Below are 19,222 nucleotides of genomic sequence, written 5' to 3' on the forward strand. Positions count from 1 at the left end.
AAAGTGTGGCACTCATAAGGGGAACTCATGACGTATCAACAGGCTGGTCAGGTCGCTGTGGTCAAAAGGATTGCCGGCTGGCTGGTATTTATTCCGGCACTACTATCGACGCTGATCTCAGTGATTAATTTTGTCTATCATTACAGCGAAAAAACTGCGGGTGTAAATGCAGTAATGTTGGATTTTATCCATGTTATGACCGATATGATCCGTTTTAACACCGGTTTTTTGAACATATTTTGGTTTAACTCGCCGGTGCCTAGTCTGGATGCGGGGTTCTCTGGTGCCAATATCATGTTCTTTATCATCTACATGCTGATTTTTGTTGGTTTGGCACTACAGGCTTCCGGCGCTCGGATGAGTCGGCAGGTCAAACATATTCGCGAGGGGATTGAGGATCAGCTGATTCTGGAGCAGGCCCGTGGCAGCGAGGGGCGGACTAGAGCGCAATTAGAAGAAAAAATCGTTGTGCCGCGACACACTATTTTCTTGCAAGTGTTTACCCTCTACATTCTGCCAATCATTATCGCTGCGGTGGCTTATTTTGTTATTCAGCTACTCGGCGCGATGGCCGCGGGCTAACTATCTTGCCTGAAATAAACACTGTGTCTGAAATAAACACTGCGTCTGAAATAAGCACAGTGTCTGAAATAAAAAAGCCTGTATCCGCGAGGAACAGGCTTTTTTAACGGCTAATAGCGATTTATTCAGGGTGTAACAGTTGTTCTACCGCTTTTTGCGCGGCAACCAAATGTTGACCACCAAATAGGTTACTGCGGTTTAATAAATAGTAGAGCTGATACAGCGGTTGCCGTTCAATAAAACCGCTTGGCAGTGGCCAAACGCTTTGATAACCATCATAAATTTGAGCCGGAAGGTCGGGGTAGAGCGGTAGCATGGCGAGATCGCATTCTCTGTCACCCCAATAGCAGGCGGGATCAAAGATAACGGGGCCATTGGCGCTGGCGGCGCAGTTAGCAGGCCAAAGATCGCCGTGTAAAAGGGAAGGCTGCGGCTGGTGGTTTTGTAATTTCGCCTGAACTAAGGCAATGATTTCGTCAATATCCCCGAAAATCATGCCTTTCTCTGCCGCTAGCTGTAATTGCCAGCCAATACGTTGCTCGGCAAAAAATTGTGCCCAGCGCCGTTGCCATCCGTTCGGCTGGGGTGTGGTAGACAGATCGTTATCGAAATCAAGGCCGAACTGTAGCTGTTCACTCCATTGATGCAAATGTGCCAACTGCTGCCCCAGACAATAGGCTGAGTGCACATCCAGAGATTTGAGTGGCAAATACTCCAGTAATAGGAAGCTGCTGTCGTCGCGATCGCTACCAACGCCGTAAACCTGCGGAACACGGACTGTTTTACTGCGAGCGAGCAGGGAGAGCTGATCGGCCTCGGCGGTAAAAATAGGCAACATATCCCGACGATCGCATTTGACGAATACATCTGTATGACCATAACTAAGTCGCCAAGCTTGATGAATATCACCGCCGGGCAGTTCGGTACGCTCACGCACCTCGGCATCGCCGAGTTGTTCGCTTAGTAGACGATTCACTGCTTGCCACATGATTCACCTCCTCAGAGCTGCCAGTTATATCATTAGGTTAACGTCTTTACCGTGTAAAAAACAGGAGCTGGCGCACAGGGATACACTCGCCGAAAACCTCAGATCAGTTTCAGGGGTGAATCTATCGAGCGTCGAAAGGAGGAATCCCGCGCCGCTCAAGAGCAACGCGGGATAAAGTACGCGTGGAACAATTATAGCAGCTTAGTTTTAGGCTCACCGTCAGTGCTATTTTGTCCTACTTTACCCAGAGGACGGGGGCGTTTAACCGGTTTAAAATGGCTGTATATTAGCGCCGCAACAAAGAATAAAGCTTGAACGATAACGATGCAGGGGCCGGTGGCTCCATCAATATGGAAACTGATCAAGGTACCCAACACGCAGGCGATAACCGACACTAACGTTGCCACAATCAGCATTTTATCGAAGCTGCGGCATAGCATAAATGCAATGATGCCTGGCGCAATCAGCATGGCGATCACCAGAATGACCCCGACGGCTTGCAAAGAAGCGACGATAGTCATGGCTAACAGGCACAACAAACCGTAATGCAGCAATTTAACTGGCAAACCTATTACTCTGGCGTGATTAGGATCGAAGCAATACAGCATGAAATCTTTGCGTTTCAGCAACACGACCAGCAGCGTTATCGACGCAATCCATAGGGCCTGTTTCAGTTCATCCTGCGTAATGCCTAACATATTACCGAATAGTATGTGGCTAAGATGTTGATCGGTATCCATACGGGAAAATAGTACGATACCAAAAGCAAACATGCCTGAAAAAACGATGCCCATCACGGTATCTTCTTTCACCCGGCTGTTATCTTTCAAATAACCGGTGGCTACCGCGCAAAAAATACCGGAAACAAAGGCGCCTATGGCTAAAGGAATGCCTAGCCAGAATGCCAGCACGATGCCGGGTAATACCGCATGAGAAATCGCGTCTCCCATAAGCGACCAGCCCTTCAGTACCAGATAGCAGGACAATACGGCGCACACTACGCCGGTAACGACCGCTGCCAGAATGGCGCGCTGCATAAAGGGATAGGCAAAAGGCTCGCTGAGCAGGGTAAATAGAGTATTCATAGGCTATCTCCCTGCGGTTTTACCGTGCTGTTGCGCTTTCTGTGAATGCGAAAACGCGTTGCCAACAGGCCGTGTTTGGGAGCAAAGACAAACGCCACCAGGAAAACTAACGTTTGTAGCGTTACAATTACGCCGCCGGTTGCCCCATCCAGATAGAAACTGAGATAAGCCCCGAAAGCGCTGGTTAACGCGCCGATAGCGATGGCAAGGATTAGCAAGCGACCAAAGCGGTCAGTCAGGAGATAAGCGGTGGCGCCGGGGGTGACGACCATGGCTATCACCAGAATAGCGCCGACAGTTTGTAATGCCGCTACGGTACAGGCGCTTAGCAAGGTGAAGAACAGAATTTTCAATCGTAGAGGAGAAATCCCGATCGACATCGCATGGTTTTCATCGAAAAACACTGCCAGCAGATCTTTCCAAATCACGCACAGAATAACGAAAGAAACCAGAATGATAATTTCGACCTGCAATACATCTTCATCGGCGATACCGAGAATATTACCGAAAATAATGGATTGAACGTTCACCGAAGTTGGGTTGAGGGAAACAATCAACAGCCCGACGGCAAAGAAGGTCGAAAATATAAAACCAATAATGGCATCTTCCCGCAGCCGTGTGATGTGGCGCACTAGCGTCATGGCAAGCGCGGCCAGCATACCGGTAAAGAATGCGCCAGCGGCGTAAGGCAGGCCGAGAGCATAGGCTCCAGCCACGCCCGGCACCACCGAGTGGGAAAGAGCGTCGCCCATCAGCGACCAGCCTTTGAGCATCAGATAGGCGGAAAGAAAGGCGCAAACCGCTCCCACGATGGCGCTGACCCAAATAGCCTTTACCATGTAGTTGTAATTAAAGGGTTGTAACAGAATTTCCAGCATTAGGTTTTCTTCTCCTTTTGCTGACGCTGCGCCGGCGGGCTGTCTTTGGTCTGACCATAGAATACTGCCGGACGTTCATCATCGGTAATCACCGTCACGGTACGCGGATCGTTATCATCGTGCAGATCGGGACCGGATAGGTTGATATGGCGCAGGACGCCGCCGAAAGTGATCTCCAGATTCTTTTGGGTGAAGGTGGTTTCAGTCGGACCCGCGGCGAGTACGGTCTGGTTGATCAAAATAACGTGATCGCAAAATTCCGGCACGCTACCCAGATTATGCGTCGATACTAAAATCAGATGCCCTTCGTCACGCAGCGCCCGCAATAGATCGATAATGGCATTTTCGGTCTTTACGTCGACGCCGGTAAAAGGTTCATCCAGCAGTAAAACCGAACCTTGTTGTGCCAGCGCCCGGGCAAGGAACACGCGTTTCTTTTGCCCGCCGGAGAGTTCGCCAATTTGCCGCGAGCGCAGCGCGGTTAGTCCCACGCGCTCAATGGCTTTATTTACAATAACCCGATCCTGACGGTTGGGAATTCGCAAAAAATTCATTTTCCCGTAACGGCCCATCATTACAACGTCTTCCACTAATACCGGGAAATTCCAGTCAACTTCCTCGGTCTGCGGCACGTAGGCAATGATATTTTGTTTGAGTGCATGAATAACCGGTTTCCCGCTTAGTTGAACGCTGCCTTCAGTGGGTTTGACCAGCCCCATAATACTTTTGAATAAGGTTGATTTACCGCTGCCGTTCACGCCCACTAATGCGCAGATAGTTCCCCCGTCCAGGGTAAAACTGGCATTGTGGATGGCCGTATGGCCGTTGTTATAAGTCACAGAAACATCATCGACTATCAGTTCAGGACGAACAAAATCCGCATTAATCATTGGCCAAATCCTTCCGCAATCGTGTTCACGGTGGTATTGATCAAGTCGATATAAGTCGGCACCGGGCCTGTCGCATTCGACAATGAGTCAACATAAAGCATTCCGCCGTATTTGGCGTCGGTTTCTTTAGCGACTTGTCTGGCGGGTTTATCCGAAATGGTACTTTCGCTAAACACGACCGGAATTTTATTGGCGCGAACGATATCGATAACCCGGCGAACCTGCTGTGGAGAGCCTTGCTCCTCGGCGTTGATTGGCCACAGATACACTTCTTTGAAGCCATAATCTTTAGCCAGATAGCTGAATGCACCTTCACTGGTGGCCAGCCAACGCTGACCCGCTGGGATTTTGTCTAAACGTTCGCGTAGTGGGGTATCCAGCGCGCTAATTTTCTCTGCATAAGCTTTGGCGTTACGGTTATAAGTTTCCGCATTAGCCGGATCGTGTTTTTCCAGAGCTTTACGGATATTATCGATATAAATCAGAGCATTGGTAGGAGACATCCATGCATGAGGATTAGGAATGCCTTTATAAGGCCCTTCGCGAATAGGCAGCGGTGTAATGCCTGCGGTGACAACGACGGATGGAACGTCTTTCACATTCTCAAAAAAGCGGTTAAACCAGCGCTCAAGATTCATCCCGTTCCAGAGCACTAGATCGGCCGACTGAGTTTTGACGATATCTTTTGGCGTTGGCTGGTAATCATGAATTTCAGCGCCCGGTTTGGTAATGGATTCGACGATAGCGGCGTCACCGGCAACGTTTTGCGCAATATCCTGAATGATCGTGAATGTCGTTACGACCTTAAACTTCTTTTGGGAGGTCGGATTATTTGTGGCGAACGCGGTAGTACTGACAAATGAGAATAATGCCAATAGCGCAAACAGGGTAAAACGGCGTAAAAATATGTTCCCGGTGTAAGTCAAAGCAGGCAGAGAGGTTTTTTTATACTGATATAACATTGCGATGCTCCCTTTTATAAATGAAAATGATTATCAATATCATTTGGTTTTAAGTCAAGTATCACCATACAATAAAGCTAAGTTTACTGATAGTTACGTTATATCACCTGATTATTATGTTTATAATCGCCAAAATGTACCAAAAATATATTTTGGCGTGATGACAAGTTGTATATGCTACAAAACGGCCTACCAAAGTGGGGAATACTGTGAATCCAAAACTAGGTTGCCTTATGGCAATATTATTGTTGGCTGGGTGTGCTAAACAGACCCCTCCAACACAGTCGAAAAATGGTTGGTTGAAGCCCCCGCAACAGGGGAAGTTCAATCCGAGTTCCAGAACTGATAGTGGAACCGTAGCTTATAACGAATACATAAAGCAGGCCGCCAGCCATTACGGCGTTGATGAAACCTTGATCAAAGCCATTATTCAGGTTGAGTCCGGCTATAACCCTGAGGTCGTTAGCACCTCCAATGCGATAGGGCTGATGCAGATTAAAGCCTCTACCGCGGGGCGCGATGCCTACCGTATGAAAGGGCGCAACGGGCAACCCAGTTCCCGCGAGCTGAAAGACCCGGCGGTCAATATCGATATTGGCACCGCCTATATTAATATTCTGCAAAACCAGCAGTTGGTCGGCATCAGCGATCCGCAGACATTACGTTATGCCACCATTGTTTCTTACGCTAACGGTGCAGGCGCGATGCTGAGAACCTTCTCCTCAGACAAAAAGCTGGCGCTCAATAAAATAAACCGCCTCAGCCCAAACGAATTCTATCAACATATTCAAACTAAGCACCCAGCACCGCAGGCCCCGCGTTATTTATGGAAGGTGGACACGGCTTACCGAGCGATGACGGAATAACAGATTAAATCGCTAACCGATGCATCTTGCAGGCAGTATTTCATCGGTTAGCGTTTATCTTCATTGGTCAAATGTTTCTGTCTCATCCCGCGCCTTAATTTCTGATATTTACACTCCTTTGCACTTTATCCCTTATTGCATTCATTAATTTATTGCTAATGCGTCACGTTATCATTTAGTGTTTTCCTCACTGAAATAATAAATTTGCTGTGTTTTGCCAAGGAGCCATAACGTGCGATTAACGCTTTCCCTGACGGCACTGGTATGTGCCTCGCTGTTTTCTACTTCATCCCTGGCAACAACTTATCCGGTGACGATTACTGATACTGATGGGCAGAGGCTCACTTTCAAGCAAGAGCCTAAGCGTATTGTGATGCAAGACGGAAGGGACATTCTGACATTGGCTTTGCTGGATCGCAGCGATCCTTTTGAGCGGCTGGTGGCCTGGAATAATTTGCTGAGAAAAAGCGATGGCACGACCTGGAATCTGCTTAGTAGCAAATGGCCTAAGGCCGAAAAAATAATGGATATGGGATTTAGCGATAAAGGCGAAGTTAATCTGGAGGCCGTTATTGCGAAAAAACCAGACTTAATGGTGGCTCAGCTTCGTTCTAAGAGTTTATTAATTAACCTTGGGGTGTTAGATAAACTCAAACAGCTAAACATCCCTGTGCTTTTTATTGATACCAACCTCAAGCCACTGGAAAATACACCTAAAAGTATCACGCTGTTAGGTGAAGTTATTAATCGCGAAGCTGAGGCTCAGCAGTATACTGATTTCTATCAACAGCATTACCAAAACATTATCAACAAAACTCGCAGCGTTGAGCCAAAACCCTTGGTGTTTGTGGAAGCTAAGGCGGGTTTGGGCGGGGTCGAATCATGCTGCTTTACTCACGGACATGTAGGCTGGGGAGCGCTGATTGAAGCTGTCGGGGCACATAATATCGGTTCAGATTTATTACCGGGAGCCACAGGGGATGTCTCGCTAGAAAAGGTCATCGCGCTGAAACCTGCGGCCTATATTGTCTCCGGTTCGCAGTGGGCAAGTAAGAATAATGCGGCAGTACCTTTCGGCTATGGGGTGACACAAAATCAGGTAGATGTTGCCTTTACCAAATTAAAACAGCGTCCTGCTTTTGCGCAAATTTCGGCGGTTAAAGAAAATCGGCTATACGGGGTTTATCACAATTTTTACAATCACCCTTATAACATTGTAGGGATGGAGTATCTGGCGAAATTTATCTATCCGGTACAATTTACCCAGCTGCAGCCACAGGATACTTATAACGAAATTATTGCCAAATTTACTCAAATTCCGACAGAACCTGCTATTTTGGGGGCGCAGGCTTCGGCGGTGAAGCCTTAATAAAATAAACACATTTTTAAAAATAGCCCCTGATTGGACTGCGCCTTACTAGGTTGGGCACTCAATTTAGGGGCTTTGACGTTTTACATAGCCGGATGGAAAGTTGAAGCAATTTCCAGCACACCATTAATAATGAATTGCACGCCCATGCAAACTAATAAGAATCCCATCAAGCGGGAAATAGCCTCGATGCCGCTTTTCCCTACCCAACGCATAATGGCACCTGAGCTCAACAAGCATCCCCACAGGATAAGGGATACGACGAGGAAGGTTAATACCGGAGCCACGGCCAATACCCAAGGAGTAAAATCGGTATGGTCTTTCATCGTCGCGGCGGAACTGATGATCATGGCGATAGTACCTGGCCCGGCGGTACTAGGCATAGCCAGTGGGACAAAGGCGATGTTAACGGAGTTACGCTTCTTTAAATCCTGTGATTTGGCTTCCAATTGGGTATCTTCGGTCGATTGCTGAGGGAACAGCATACGGAAACCAATAAATGCTACGATTAATCCACCGGCAATTCGCAATCCGGGTATAGAAATACCGAAGGTGCTCATCACGACCTGACCGGCATAGAACGAAATAGTCATAATAAAGAAGACGTATATCGAGGCCATTCTAGACTGATTATTCCGTTCCTCTGTGGTCATATTGCCCGATAGTCCCAAGAGCAAGGCTACAGTAGTCAATGGGTTAGCTAAGGGAAGCAGCAACACTAACCCTAAACCAATGGCCTTAAATAACTCAAAAATACTTAACATCAATCAAACTCCACAAACTTAGTCATATCCCTGAAAACCAAATTGGGCATTACCTTGCTATTTTGTCTCAAATAAGACAAAAAATGCATAAGAAACCCATCTTGCATTGATGTGCTCTATGAGTAAAGGCGCATAAAGAAGATAGGGGGAGAAGATCGGTGTTTGGTGTTGTGTGATCCGGATCATAGCTCGACAGTCCGGTAGTTGGTTCACCGCCAAAAATATCGAATAATCATAAGATTGTATCAATTTCGGGGAAGGGTACTTTTGTGTGTATTTGTGATATCAGCGTCGAAGATGAATATGTTCGCCAGCCACTCTCAGCCTCGGCAGCTTGGGTTTTGGATCGCCAGGCTGCTCGTTCCCGTGGGCGTTTGCGTTTCCTGAAACCGAAAAGAGAGCCTCGTCCTCGTTGGCGTCTGGCTCCATTAAAAGACACTTATGAAATCCGTTTTTATCCTCAGCGATTACCTGAACTGTGGTTCTTCAGTGCTGAAAGTGCGTTGCGTAAACGCTTATAATATATAGAAATGTACGTTTGGACATTTCAATTGTCTGACCCAATGCTCCAATCAACCCCCAAAATGCCGCCTCTTATGGTGGCGTTTTTTACGTAATTGAATAAATAACCTTTACTGACGATTTTTCTGAGAAAAGAAAGCGCTATTTTGCCAGATCCTAAACGGTTGATTGACACCCGCGCCTGTTGAATATAATTTCAAATATCGAGAATAATAATTCAGTTGGTATTTGTGATGTCTAACCCATTAACACCGGTAGAAAACCAGTTTTATGCTTATAACGCTCACGATTTAGCTGCATTTTCAGCCAACTTTAGTGAGGATTTTATTGCCTACCGTATGCCGTCTTTAGAACCATCAATTGTTGGTAAAATGCAGCTGGAGGCCTTCTATCGTACCCAGCGTTTTAATCAGGCCGAGTTAAGAGCAGAGTTAATTTCGCGGTCGGTTTTGGGGAATAAAGTTTTTGATTATGAAAGAATCTATGGTTTAAGCGCAGAGCCAATCGAAAGCGTAGCTATCTTCGAGGTGGTTGAAAGTTTGATTGTAACAGCTTGGTTTTTCTATAAATAGAATGATGAAGCAATCTCGCCGTTGATATCTGCGTTTCAATAAACCGTAGATATCACGGCGTTTAATGTTATAGTTAAATGGCTATTAGTTAAATACCTATTAGTTAAATGCATAGATAACTACGATTTTTTCCCTGAATAAGGTCTAAGTAACTCATCCAATATTTCCATTCTTTCACCCACAGGGATGTAGATAAAACGACAAAACCAACCTTTTATTTCCTTATTTTTTACTTGTGTCCGTAAGAAATATCGGTGAAATACTTTTAGGTCATCTTCAATGTTACTCATGATTTATTCCTTTTACTAAGATATTCATTTAATACTAAACAATAAAATAGGGAATAAACACTGATGATATTGGTTATTTTTGTTCATGTTTTCTAAATAATTGAAATACATGCATTTAATTTGTTTCTTTAAAGGCGTGGTGCAGGAGGTTCATTTCTTCTGAAAACATCACACCTGGTATTCTGGATGAAAATCAAAAGCACGCCATTATCTGATAACCAATGGCATATAAGCATCCTATTATAATTAAGGTGAGGCCAATAGCTAAATACGATAAAGGAATGCAAATTCCCGATAGTTCACTCCATAAACGTTTAAACATTTTCACTTCCTTGTGTAATCAGAATAATGATGACAAATAAATAAATAAGATAAAAATCGGTTCTTCAGATCAATAGGCCATGATTGATCGGTGAAAGCTATTGTTTATCTCGCGTACACTTAATTTGTTGTGATAAATTTAGATGAATAAGTGAATGGTAACGTTTGGTGATGCCCTTGAGCGACATTCAATAATAAGTATCTATTAAATTTAATGTTTATTAATGGGATTGAAATAAATTTATTTTCCAGCATCGGTTTAAATGAGCGTGCTAATTTTACTTTTTATCAGATTGATTATTTGCATATAGCATACTTCGCCATGATTAGGCGTGCTAAAAGCTGTTTCGTTATGATATGGGTAAAGGTGGTTAGGATAAGCGTTTAGTAATTTGCTGATAGATAGAGCGGTTGCATTGGGGAAGGGCGATAGATAAGTGAATGATTTGGTGACAAGCGACATGGGTCATCAAAACGAACATACCGATAAGTGATGAGCTGATAAAAAGCCTAGACGCTATAATATTAAAACGCCTCGGCTGCATAAACAGTCGAGGCGGCGTTCCAGTAACCATTGCTACACGGAAACGGAAACCCATTATGAGCAGCTTTTTCTGGAATAGCAATATGGATGATGGGAAGCTTAAGTGATTAAATTGCAAATTTTCTTATATCGAAGCCCTCCCAAAGAGGGCTTGATGGGGTGATGAACCTAGGCGATTAACTATGATCAGAAAGGAGGCCAGTAGTGGGTCTGCTCATGCCAGCCTCTTTTATACATACAGGCATCAATAACGGCATTGCGAGCTGATGCATTACGATCTTTCTGAACCGTTTTAAATTCAGGTTCTTTCTCGTAGCGATATCCCTTGTCACAGCCATCTTTACCCTTTTCACAGGATTTGTATTTATCCTGATAAGAGAATTCAAAATCAGTCACGATATCGGGACTGTGTCTCTCGTAGCCAATAGCCTTACATTCCGCAGAATCTCTTTCGCGGTCTAACTGTGTAGCACCACCTTTTTCCCATTGGGTACAACCAGAAAGAGCAAGGATCAAAAGAACAAAAAGTGAGTTAAAATTTTTCATCATTATGTCAGCAAAAGTTTTCGGAAGAATACGCGAAGAATCCGTTTCACGGTTCTCATTCACGAGTAAGGAACGGAGAGTAATAAATAAGGCATCAGTAATGCAAATGACAATTGAGTACGTTTATCAATCGTTGAGTTATTGATGATTATCTGAACGATTGATTTAAGTCGAGGAAATCTGTCTGTCATCACCACAAAATTGAATTTTTTTGTACGTAATTCAGGCTGATTCCACTTCTTATGATAATAATCGCAGCCTGTGTCTTTATAAATGAGACTCAAATTGGCATCATTGCGTTAGAAATCACTTTTTAGGATGGATAGTTATGAAGCAGTTTCCTTTCGACCAACGTTATGAAATCGAAAATGCGAGCGGTGAACGTGAATATTTCATCGAAGGTGATGTATATATTCGTTTACTAGAAGGATCTCCAGTTTACCGTATTGATGGCTATGAAGTTTATACTCATGGCGATAATGGTGAATTAGTCGGTTTTCTGGAAGGTGAACGTATTACCCGTTTGGATGGCGAAGAACTGTTAGTTATTTTAACTCAATAACGCTATCGCCTTCGACTCGCTTCGTATTTGAAAACTATTGGACTCGCATCAGATAAGAAATCGCCACCTGTATTTCAGAGCGTAAATATAGGCGGCGATTGATAGCTACAGGAAGATGAAATGCGTTAGAAACGGTAATTTAACATAGTCACTAACACATCATCGGTGCTGATACGGTTAGCACGAGTAAATTCATTTTCTTTCAACAAGTTAAGTTTGTATTCAACGATCACAGCCATATTCTTGTTCAGATCATAAGTTGCGGCAAGATCGATAAACTTCACCATATTTTTGTTGTCGCCAAATTCGCTTTCGAGATTTTTGCCGCGTCCCTGCAAATAGGCGATCGATGGACGTAAACCCCAGTCAAATTGATATTGCGCGACAAACTCTATGGCCTGAGTCTGGTTGGCAAAGCCATCTTTTCTACCGACATAGTGCATATTTCGCACATCCGCGTACATGGCGGCCAGATAAATATTGTTGGCGTCATATTTCACACCTGCATTCCAACCGTCGGCTTTTTTACCGCGATGATCCAACTGTTGCTCATCGGTACGTTTCGATGCGGCATAAGATGCGCCGAAACTGAGACCATTATCCAGCGTGTACACTGCGGATAATCCCATACCATCGCCGTTTTGGTTAGCTACGCTACGCGGGTTATTGGTACGTGGACCTGTTTGATCTTCAGTATTATTCCAACCGTCGTTTTTGCCTTGGACCTGAAGTCCGATATCTAGTCCATCTACCAAATTGAATAGATTGCGGTTACGGTACGTTCCCACATTGTTGGTACGATAGGTCATAAAGTTATCGGTATTATCGTAACTCTGTCCACCAAATACAGGAATAACCGCGCCGGTCCATCCATTAATATCGTTTAATATTCCGTAATTACGACCGTAATCAAAAGATCCATATTCACCGAAGCTCAATCCGGCAAAAGCAATACGGGTAGTATCTTTCTTAGTGCCCGCACTTTCTGCCTGATTCATTTTGACGTTATATTCCCATCGGGCATAGCCAGATAGGGTATCGTTAATTTTGGTGTCGCCGGTTAAGGTAAATTTAACTTTAGACTGGTCGCCAGCAAAACCCTTATCATCGGAGAAATAATGGCGAACCTTAAAAGAACCGGAAAGTGCAATACGGTTGCCATCTTTATTGTAGAGCTCTGCCGCACCAGCGGGTTGCACCATACATGCCAAAGGTACTATTACTGCAAATAATTTCAAATTGAATAATTGCGATTTCATCTTCTTCCCTGGTTTTTGTTATACAAAATTATTTCCGCAGTAAATTAACCAAGCGTGATATATTTTTATGCGATGACGCTCACAGTTATCCTTATGCAACAAATATGTACACCACAAAAATTTGAAGCTGCTCGCGTTTTAATCTCACTGACTGAAGATAATAGAACTGGTAAGGGATGAATTAATTCTTAAAACAACGGTAAGGCAGCTAAGATGAAAAACAGAACAAAGGCGCTGAGTGCATTAGCATTAATTTTCAGCAGCTATTTTAGTATTCAGCACGCAATATCGGCACCGTCGACCGATATTTTCCCCGGGGCAACGCTGACCCAATTACAGTCGCAATACCCTATTCATTGGGTCTCTGTAGAGCAAATTTCTGCGAGTTTGAAAGGGAAAGAGCCAATTAGTGTAGGTTTTGATATTGATGACACTTTGCTCTATTCCAGCCCGGCGTTTTTCTACGGGAAAATGATTTACTCACCTGATAGTTTTGATTTTTTAAAGAATCCTAAATTTTGGGACGAAGTCAGTAACGGATGGGACAAATTCTCTGTGCCAAAAATTTCAGGCGCAGCCTTGCTAAACATGCACTTATCGCGAGGTGACCGGGTGTACTTTATCACCGGTCGACCAATGCCATCTTCCGGGAAGGAAACGGTGACAAAAATCTTACAACAGGATTTTAATATTCCTGATGAACAGTTAAATAAAGTGATATTTGCCGGGATTGGCGATGGAGCCAAAGTGAGCCATATGAAGGAAAAAAATATCTCGATATTCTATGGAGATTCCGATAATGATATTGCTGATGCTAGAGCTGCAGGAGCAGAAGGTATTAGAGTGTTACGGCCATTAAATTCTACCAATAAACCTATGCCTAAGAATGGTGATTTTGGTGAGAAGGTTGTCATTAATTCTGATTATTAGTTCACGCTAATATTGGATCGGGATTGACAGCGACTCAAGGTAAGTCCCGTACTTACTGACATTGTGAGTGTAGCAATGGACTGTATTATGCCCGTTAGAGGCAAAACATTATCTTTATTTATTATGACTAATACACCAGAAGAAATTGAACGACCTATTTTACAACTCTTTCAGAAGTATCCACAGAACAAATATAGCGTGCAGGATGTAATGAGGAGCCTACAGGAAATTAGCCGCTATAAAATAGAATATCGGTTGAAAAAACTCGCAAATAGAAGGCTGATAACCTGCCACAAACGCAAGGTGGGAATCGTCATTCGTTACTATTGGCAACTAAACGAGCGTAAGGAATAAGCTCAGTGGCGAGTGATTACGTAGTAAAAATAGCGATTGACTTTGATTTATCGGTTTGTTGTTTCTCATTTTCGCAGAGAAAAAACGTCGCACAAACATATATGTTTTTAGCTACGTAACAACCGGGGCACATGGTTAGGTATAAAAATACAAACAGTGGAAGGGCGGGCACTTCCACTGGCAATCATTCTAGGCTAGGCAATCTTTCGACAAAGGTATTTATCTTTGATCACGCCATCAAAGAAACGCCCTTTAGACACCACAGACATAAAATCGTTATAAACCCGTATTGGCACGTTAACATACTGATAAATGTCATTACCACAGAACTGTATTTCCAATACATGACTCTCTGGGTCATACCCAATTGAGTGAATTCTCGAAGATGAAACCGACTGTCGCTGCAAGAAATAGTCCTCCTAGGTGAGGTAAACGTCCCTGAAAAAAATACATCGTGTCTTAAGTGTGTGCGTCCTAAGTACATCATACTCGCTGAATCGATATGAGTCATAAATACATTTGTGAATGTATAACTCATTGTGGCTAAAGCTATTGTATGGGCTTATGAATTAAAAAGGTAAGTACTTTAATGCCCGTGGCTTTGACAGAGCGCAACCACAGGAAGGTTGTTTTAGTATATAACCGCAAAATTCCAGCTCGACGGCACTTGGCAGCTGCAAAGCATCACTGATATCTTGGGTATGGTTTATTGAATATGCAGATTGGTCGCGGGTTTTGGGTTAAACGAGGGAATATATGTACAACGACAATGAAAAGAAATTTTACGTTATTTTAAACCGCAATTGCGAGACTCCGACTCTGTTTAACGCGGCTTGCCATTTAACCGCAGGAATAACAGATTTGATCGAAGAACGTGAATTTCATTCTTATCCCAGCACTATAGAGGGAATCAGCGCAAATATGAGCCACTATCCTATGGTGGTATTACAGGCAAAAAACAGTAGCCAACTGAGCAACTTAATTTTGAAATGCCAGGAGCAAGGTGTTTTGTATAATTTCTTCACCACGACGATGCTTTCGCATTCAGCGGAACAGCAAATTTCTGATACGGCAAACACAGACTTTGAAAAATTGGATTTTGTCGCTGTAGCTTTATACGGGGATGCAGAGATGTTGAAACCCTTAACCAAGAAATTTTCTGTCTATCGTTAGTTGAAAGCGCAGGGGGATTATTTAGGAAGAAATACTCCCCCTTGGCTGCTTTTGGCCCGCTTTTCAGTCGGCGAATTGTCATTTAGGTAACCGCTAAAACCCAAGGTAAACTACCGGCTCTGTTGTTTGAAATATCGCCGAATACTTAACTATTCTTCAGTATTCAAGGATTTCAGCTCTTTACTGAGAGAAATCGAAAGTACGATTCGAATCACGACAATAGAAGCTAGAATGATTAATTCTTTGTAATCGGGTTCAATGATCGTCTTCAAAATGTCTGCCGGGATTAATATTTCCAGTGCCAGCAACAGATAACCACCCAAATCCAGTCGAATACGTTGAATATTTGATTCGCCGCGCTGCAGTTCGTTTTTTATAAATGCGAATAGGCATTTAACCACGCCATAAATCAAAACTAAAACGCTAACAATATTTAGCCCACTGGCTGCCAACATGATGAAAGTATGAATGTTCATTATTGGGTTACTCCCTGAATAGTAGGCCGTTTTCCCTTGTCACCGCGGGCGCGGGAAGCGTCTTCAGTATAGCCCTAAATACTGGCCGTGGGTGTTCTCACATCCAGTCGGCTGCAATGTAGATTTTAGTGGTGCAGAATTTGTCAGATTTAAAATAAATAAGCGACGAAGGTAAAGCAGCGGTGAAGGTTGAAAATGCTTCACCGCTGAGCCATAAACAAGGCTATTTAATCATGATTATCTTAGTTGTGAGAATCTCGTAGCGCTTCAATCGCTCGTTCCAAAGAGTCAATATCATTGCCTGATAGCAACGGTATGATTTTGTTAATTTCCTGCTCTGGCAGGTCATAAATTTGCAGTGCTAAAAGGCGGCGAATAATATCCTCAGAAAAGCGGGTCTTTATTGCGCTAGCTGGATTTCCTCCAACGATTGTATAAGGGGCGACATCGCGGGTGACTATGCTGCCTGAGGCAATAATGGCACTTTCACCGACGGTAACTCCGGGCATGATCATAGCTCTCATCCCAATCCAGCAGCCATCGCTCAATATTGTGTCACCTCGATGCTGATAAGATTCGCTGATAGATTCCATAAAGGGATAGAAGCTGAACCAATCAATGCGGTGAGTATGGTTTCCACCCATTAAAATAACGGCTTCCGCGCCTATACATACATAATTGCCAATGATCAGTTGGTCAATCTTTCCGAGAGGTTCCCACTGTTGGCTAATGGCATCACCGTGCAGATAGCGAACAACCGATTTTTCAAAACCTTCATCCCAGCAATGGCTGTAATAGCTGTGCGTACCTTTGATGATGATATTAGGATTTTTCACCGTTTGGTGAAGTAGCTCTGTTTTCGACCAATGTTTATCTTGCATGGTCTCATTCCTTTTTCAAAAACATCCGAGCCACGAACGTAAGTTAGTGGCAGTGATTACACGTTCAAATCATCACCGCCGGTTAAGCAATTCGAGGTTGTAACAGTAGGGGGATATTTATCATATTCAATGCCTCTTTTAACCCTGAAATGCTATTGCTCATTGCCAAACAAATCAATGATTCAGAACCGGAGATTTAGCCTTTATTTGGCTTTAGTGTGAATCTTCCTACGTCAAAATAGGGAATTAAATGCATTTAATCTTAACCCGCTATCACAAAAACGCATGTGGGGCAGAGCGTTTGAGAAACTAAAGGGCAGGGATATCAACATTCCCACTTCTGCGGGTGGATAATCACATATTGTGAGTGTTACTATGTTTTGTCAGTTATTGCGTCACACCATAGATACAAAACGAGTTGTGTACATATGAGTGTATATATCAGGCAAGGTAAAGTCGGATAGCGCACATAACAAATTGAATTTAAACTAAATTATACTGTTACATGTGATCTGTCGTGTAAGCAATCCACCTCATTCCCACTCGTTCATCTCCGTTTAAGTCCTCGCAGAAAGCCACTAACCATCAAGATTCTCGGCACTATACCCGTTCATGACTGTTTCACTTTGTTCTATTCCGTGCGTTAATATTTGTGTACCAAATTGCGTACCAAATTTGCCGGAGTAATGTCGTGGCGCTGAATGACACGAAGCTAAGAAAAATAGTCGGAAAACCCTACGATGGCCCGACTGAACTTCCTGACGCGAATGGATTATCTGTCCGGGTTAGCCCTAAGGGGCTAGTTTCGTTTCAGTACCGCTATCGCTTTGCTGGGAAATTACAGCGCATGAAGATCGGCACCTATGGAACTATGTCGCTAAAAGAAGCGAGGGATGCTGTTGAAGTGTGCCGCCAGCACCTCAGTGAGGGGAGAGAGCCGTCGGTTCAGCGCAAGATGGCAATGAGCGAAAAAATTCAGGCCCCGAGTGTTAGTGACTGCATAAGCGAGTGGTTAGAAAGTCCCCAGGCTAAAAAGCTGGTTAAGTATGATTACTGGATAAGGATGTTTGACCTGCATGTCACGCCATATGTTGGAAGAATGACGGTCGATGAGATGCAGATAGCACACTGGGAATCAGTCTTTAAGCGAATGAGGGAAAATGGCGCACCGGTGATGGCTGGCATGATGCTGGTCAAGATGAAACAGATTTTTAACTATTCGTTACGGCGTAACCGAATCATCCGGAACGTCCTGACTCCATTGTCAGTCGCCGATGTTGGCGATCCAATCCGAACTATTGACCGATTCCTTAACGATAAGGAGATAGGACTATTCTGGCTTGCTGTCGATTCATCCAAGCTCGCATACCAGAATAAGCTATTTATAAAATTAGTTTTGCTTACTGGCTGTCGCGGTATAGAGCTGCGCATGGCTAAAAAGCAGGATTTTGATTTGGATAGAAAGACGTGGGCAATACGGGAGGAGTTATCTAAAACCCGGCGCCGGTTCGTGAGGGGGCTTTCTGACGCCGCAGTGACCATGCTAAGAGAAGCGTTTGATATTTATCCTAAGCTGGGCCAGGTATTCCCGCCGGCAACGATTCAGACCGACAGGCCGATGTCCGCAGGGGTTCTTTTATCGATGGCCGATCAGGTAGGCAGGGTGATGGGCGTGACTGATTGGGCAATGCATGATCTGCGCAGAACCGTAAAGACAAAAATGGCAGAACTCGGCATTGCACCGCATGTATCAGAAAAGATACTTGGGCATAAAATGGCGGGTATGCTCGCGGTATATGACCACCATGATTACATACGCGAGCAGATAGAGGCGGCAGATTTGTGGGCGTCTAAGATTCAAACGTGTGTCGATGAAATCAGCCCCATGTCCTGACAGAATTTAATCACGTCCTGGTATCGGAATAGTGCGCCACCTTTAGGGGCTGACAACTCCTTTACCTCGGGTGGGAATGGCGTATTTTGTTGTTTCCATTCTTTGCGGCGATGGTAAAAGGTCGTTCTCGATATCCCGCCGAGCATTTGCTGGATAGCCGTTCTGTTTATCAGAACAGGAGGAACATCGATTTTTATATCATTCATTGTTGGCCTCTTATTTCTTTGTCGATCTGCCTGACGAAATAGCTCAACCACCGCTTAGCCGAAAACGAGTTAGGCGGTAGGGCGGTTATTTTTTTTGCGTAGCGATCGAGGATTTTCGTAACGATGGGGTCGTGCTGAGTTTTAGGTATACCGGCGGTGGAATTAATGATTTCTGTTCTGCACTGCCGGGCAACCGATCTGATGGCATTTTCGATTGTTGCTTCCAAACATTCACTCCTTCCAGCAGAACAGCCACCAGTAGGCGATGATGCCGCCGATAAAGAGCAGCACCCAATCAAGGTGAATTA

General features: G+C 44.2%; 22 protein-coding genes. 9 read left to right on the forward strand and 13 right to left on the reverse strand.

Annotated elements, in window-relative coordinates; genetic code table 11:
- The first annotated feature begins 27 nt into the window (after window positions 1-27).
- Window positions 28-582: a YniB family protein gene (locus PL78_RS18995; protein WP_064518083.1), complete on the forward strand. Its 555-nt coding sequence runs from the start codon at window positions 28-30 to the stop codon at window positions 580-582.
- Between the two features lie 121 nt (window positions 583-703).
- On the opposite strand, the gene PL78_RS19000 is transcribed toward PL78_RS18995, so the two are convergent.
- The 5 genes from PL78_RS19000 to PL78_RS19020 form a co-directional block, all read right to left on the reverse strand.
- A complete protein-coding gene (locus PL78_RS19000) occupies window positions 704-1,570 on the reverse strand; it encodes a fructosamine kinase family protein (protein ID WP_064518088.1) in 867 nt (288 codons plus the stop codon).
- 191 nt (window positions 1,571-1,761) lie between these two features.
- Complete coding sequence (gene yfeD, locus PL78_RS19005) at window positions 1,762-2,655, reverse strand: iron/manganese ABC transporter permease subunit YfeD (RefSeq protein WP_064518091.1); 894 nt, start codon at window positions 2,653-2,655, stop codon at window positions 1,762-1,764.
- On the reverse strand, window positions 2,652-3,533 hold the full coding sequence (gene yfeC, locus PL78_RS19010) for an iron/manganese ABC transporter permease subunit YfeC (RefSeq protein WP_064518093.1): 882 nt from the start codon (window positions 3,531-3,533) through the stop codon (window positions 2,652-2,654). The genes yfeD and yfeC overlap by 4 nt, the downstream gene beginning before the upstream one ends.
- The gene (gene yfeB, locus PL78_RS19015; RefSeq protein WP_064518095.1) at window positions 3,533-4,423 is read right to left on the reverse strand and encodes an iron/manganese ABC transporter ATP-binding protein YfeB; all 891 of its coding nucleotides are present in this window, start codon (window positions 4,421-4,423) and stop codon (window positions 3,533-3,535) included. Before yfeB ends, yfeC begins: the two co-directional genes overlap by 1 nt.
- The gene (locus tag PL78_RS19020) at window positions 4,420-5,385 is read right to left on the reverse strand and encodes a metal ABC transporter substrate-binding protein (RefSeq protein WP_064518097.1); all 966 of its coding nucleotides are present in this window, start codon (window positions 5,383-5,385) and stop codon (window positions 4,420-4,422) included. Before PL78_RS19020 ends, yfeB begins: the two co-directional genes overlap by 4 nt.
- A 209-nt stretch (window positions 5,386-5,594) precedes the next feature.
- Between PL78_RS19020 and PL78_RS19025 the strand changes: the two genes are divergently transcribed.
- A complete protein-coding gene (locus tag PL78_RS19025; RefSeq protein ID WP_071925622.1) occupies window positions 5,595-6,251 on the forward strand; it encodes a transglycosylase SLT domain-containing protein in 657 nt (218 codons plus the stop codon).
- Window positions 6,252-6,483: 232 nt separating this feature from the next.
- Complete coding sequence (locus tag PL78_RS19030) at window positions 6,484-7,620, forward strand: ABC transporter substrate-binding protein (RefSeq protein ID WP_064518100.1); 1,137 nt, start codon at window positions 6,484-6,486, stop codon at window positions 7,618-7,620.
- Between the two features lie 83 nt (window positions 7,621-7,703).
- Here PL78_RS19030 and PL78_RS19035 read toward each other — a convergent pair whose 3' ends face one another.
- Window positions 7,704-8,384, reverse strand: a complete 681-nt coding sequence (locus PL78_RS19035) for a MarC family NAAT transporter (protein WP_064518102.1) — start codon at window positions 8,382-8,384, stop codon at window positions 7,704-7,706.
- Window positions 8,385-8,653: 269 nt separating this feature from the next.
- On the opposite strand from PL78_RS19035, the gene PL78_RS19040 reads away from it, so the two are divergent.
- Window positions 8,654-8,905 (forward strand): hypothetical protein, encoded by a 252-nt coding sequence (locus tag PL78_RS19040; protein WP_049600658.1) that lies wholly within the window; start codon window positions 8,654-8,656, stop codon window positions 8,903-8,905.
- A 234-nt stretch (window positions 8,906-9,139) separates the two neighbouring features.
- Window positions 9,140-9,478 (forward strand): nuclear transport factor 2 family protein, encoded by a 339-nt coding sequence (locus PL78_RS19045; protein WP_064518104.1) that lies wholly within the window; start codon window positions 9,140-9,142, stop codon window positions 9,476-9,478.
- Between the two features lie 119 nt (window positions 9,479-9,597).
- Here the strand turns inward: PL78_RS19045 and PL78_RS20505 are convergent, their stop codons facing one another.
- Both PL78_RS20505 and PL78_RS19050 read right to left on the reverse strand, forming a co-directional pair.
- Window positions 9,598-9,768 (reverse strand): hypothetical protein, encoded by a 171-nt coding sequence (locus PL78_RS20505; RefSeq protein ID WP_158513776.1) that lies wholly within the window; start codon window positions 9,766-9,768, stop codon window positions 9,598-9,600.
- A 1,051-nt stretch (window positions 9,769-10,819) separates the two neighbouring features.
- Window positions 10,820-11,182: a hypothetical protein gene (locus tag PL78_RS19050; protein WP_306423399.1), complete on the reverse strand. Its 363-nt coding sequence runs from the start codon at window positions 11,180-11,182 to the stop codon at window positions 10,820-10,822.
- 325 nt (window positions 11,183-11,507) lie between these two features.
- On the opposite strand from PL78_RS19050, the gene PL78_RS19055 reads away from it, so the two are divergent.
- The gene (locus PL78_RS19055; protein WP_064518105.1) at window positions 11,508-11,741 is read left to right on the forward strand and encodes a hypothetical protein; all 234 of its coding nucleotides are present in this window, start codon (window positions 11,508-11,510) and stop codon (window positions 11,739-11,741) included.
- Between the two features lie 125 nt (window positions 11,742-11,866).
- Here the strand turns inward: PL78_RS19055 and PL78_RS19060 are convergent, their stop codons facing one another.
- Window positions 11,867-12,943 carry a porin gene (locus PL78_RS19060; RefSeq protein WP_235601051.1) on the reverse strand — a complete coding sequence of 359 codons (1,077 nt, stop codon included), beginning with the start codon at window positions 12,941-12,943 and terminating at the stop codon, window positions 11,867-11,869.
- Between the two features lie 270 nt (window positions 12,944-13,213).
- Between PL78_RS19060 and aphA the strand changes: the two genes are divergently transcribed.
- A complete protein-coding gene (gene aphA, locus PL78_RS19065; protein WP_064518109.1) occupies window positions 13,214-13,930 on the forward strand; it encodes an acid phosphatase AphA in 717 nt (238 codons plus the stop codon).
- 548 nt (window positions 13,931-14,478) lie between these two features.
- Here the strand turns inward: aphA and PL78_RS19860 are convergent.
- The gene (locus PL78_RS19860; RefSeq protein WP_071925623.1) at window positions 14,479-14,691 is read right to left on the reverse strand and encodes a KTSC domain-containing protein; all 213 of its coding nucleotides are present in this window, start codon (window positions 14,689-14,691) and stop codon (window positions 14,479-14,481) included.
- A 349-nt stretch (window positions 14,692-15,040) separates the two neighbouring features.
- Here PL78_RS19860 and PL78_RS19075 point away from each other — a divergent pair, with 349 nt between their 5' ends.
- Complete coding sequence (locus PL78_RS19075) at window positions 15,041-15,457, forward strand: DUF2000 family protein (protein ID WP_064518113.1); 417 nt, start codon at window positions 15,041-15,043, stop codon at window positions 15,455-15,457.
- 149 nt (window positions 15,458-15,606) lie between these two features.
- Here PL78_RS19075 and PL78_RS19080 read toward each other — a convergent pair whose 3' ends face one another.
- Window positions 15,607-15,933, reverse strand: coding sequence for a DUF1622 domain-containing protein (locus PL78_RS19080; RefSeq protein ID WP_064518114.1), 327 nt, complete (start codon window positions 15,931-15,933; stop codon window positions 15,607-15,609).
- Between the two features lie 242 nt (window positions 15,934-16,175).
- The gene (locus tag PL78_RS19085; RefSeq protein WP_064518116.1) at window positions 16,176-16,814 is read right to left on the reverse strand and encodes a CatB-related O-acetyltransferase; all 639 of its coding nucleotides are present in this window, start codon (window positions 16,812-16,814) and stop codon (window positions 16,176-16,178) included.
- Between the two features lie 691 nt (window positions 16,815-17,505).
- On the opposite strand from PL78_RS19085, the gene PL78_RS19090 reads away from it, so the two are divergent.
- Entirely contained in the window at window positions 17,506-18,708 is a 1,203-nt protein-coding gene (locus PL78_RS19090) for a tyrosine-type recombinase/integrase (RefSeq protein ID WP_064518119.1), read from the forward strand.
- A gap of 202 nt (window positions 18,709-18,910) precedes the next feature.
- Here the strand turns inward: PL78_RS19090 and PL78_RS19095 are convergent, their stop codons facing one another.
- Window positions 18,911-19,141 (reverse strand): hypothetical protein, encoded by a 231-nt coding sequence (locus PL78_RS19095; protein WP_064518121.1) that lies wholly within the window; start codon window positions 19,139-19,141, stop codon window positions 18,911-18,913.
- Between the last annotated feature and the right edge of the window lie 81 nt (window positions 19,142-19,222).

This window comes from Yersinia entomophaga (genome assembly GCF_001656035.1).
In the GTDB taxonomy this organism is placed as follows: Bacteria; Pseudomonadota; Gammaproteobacteria; order Enterobacterales; family Enterobacteriaceae; genus Yersinia; species Yersinia entomophaga.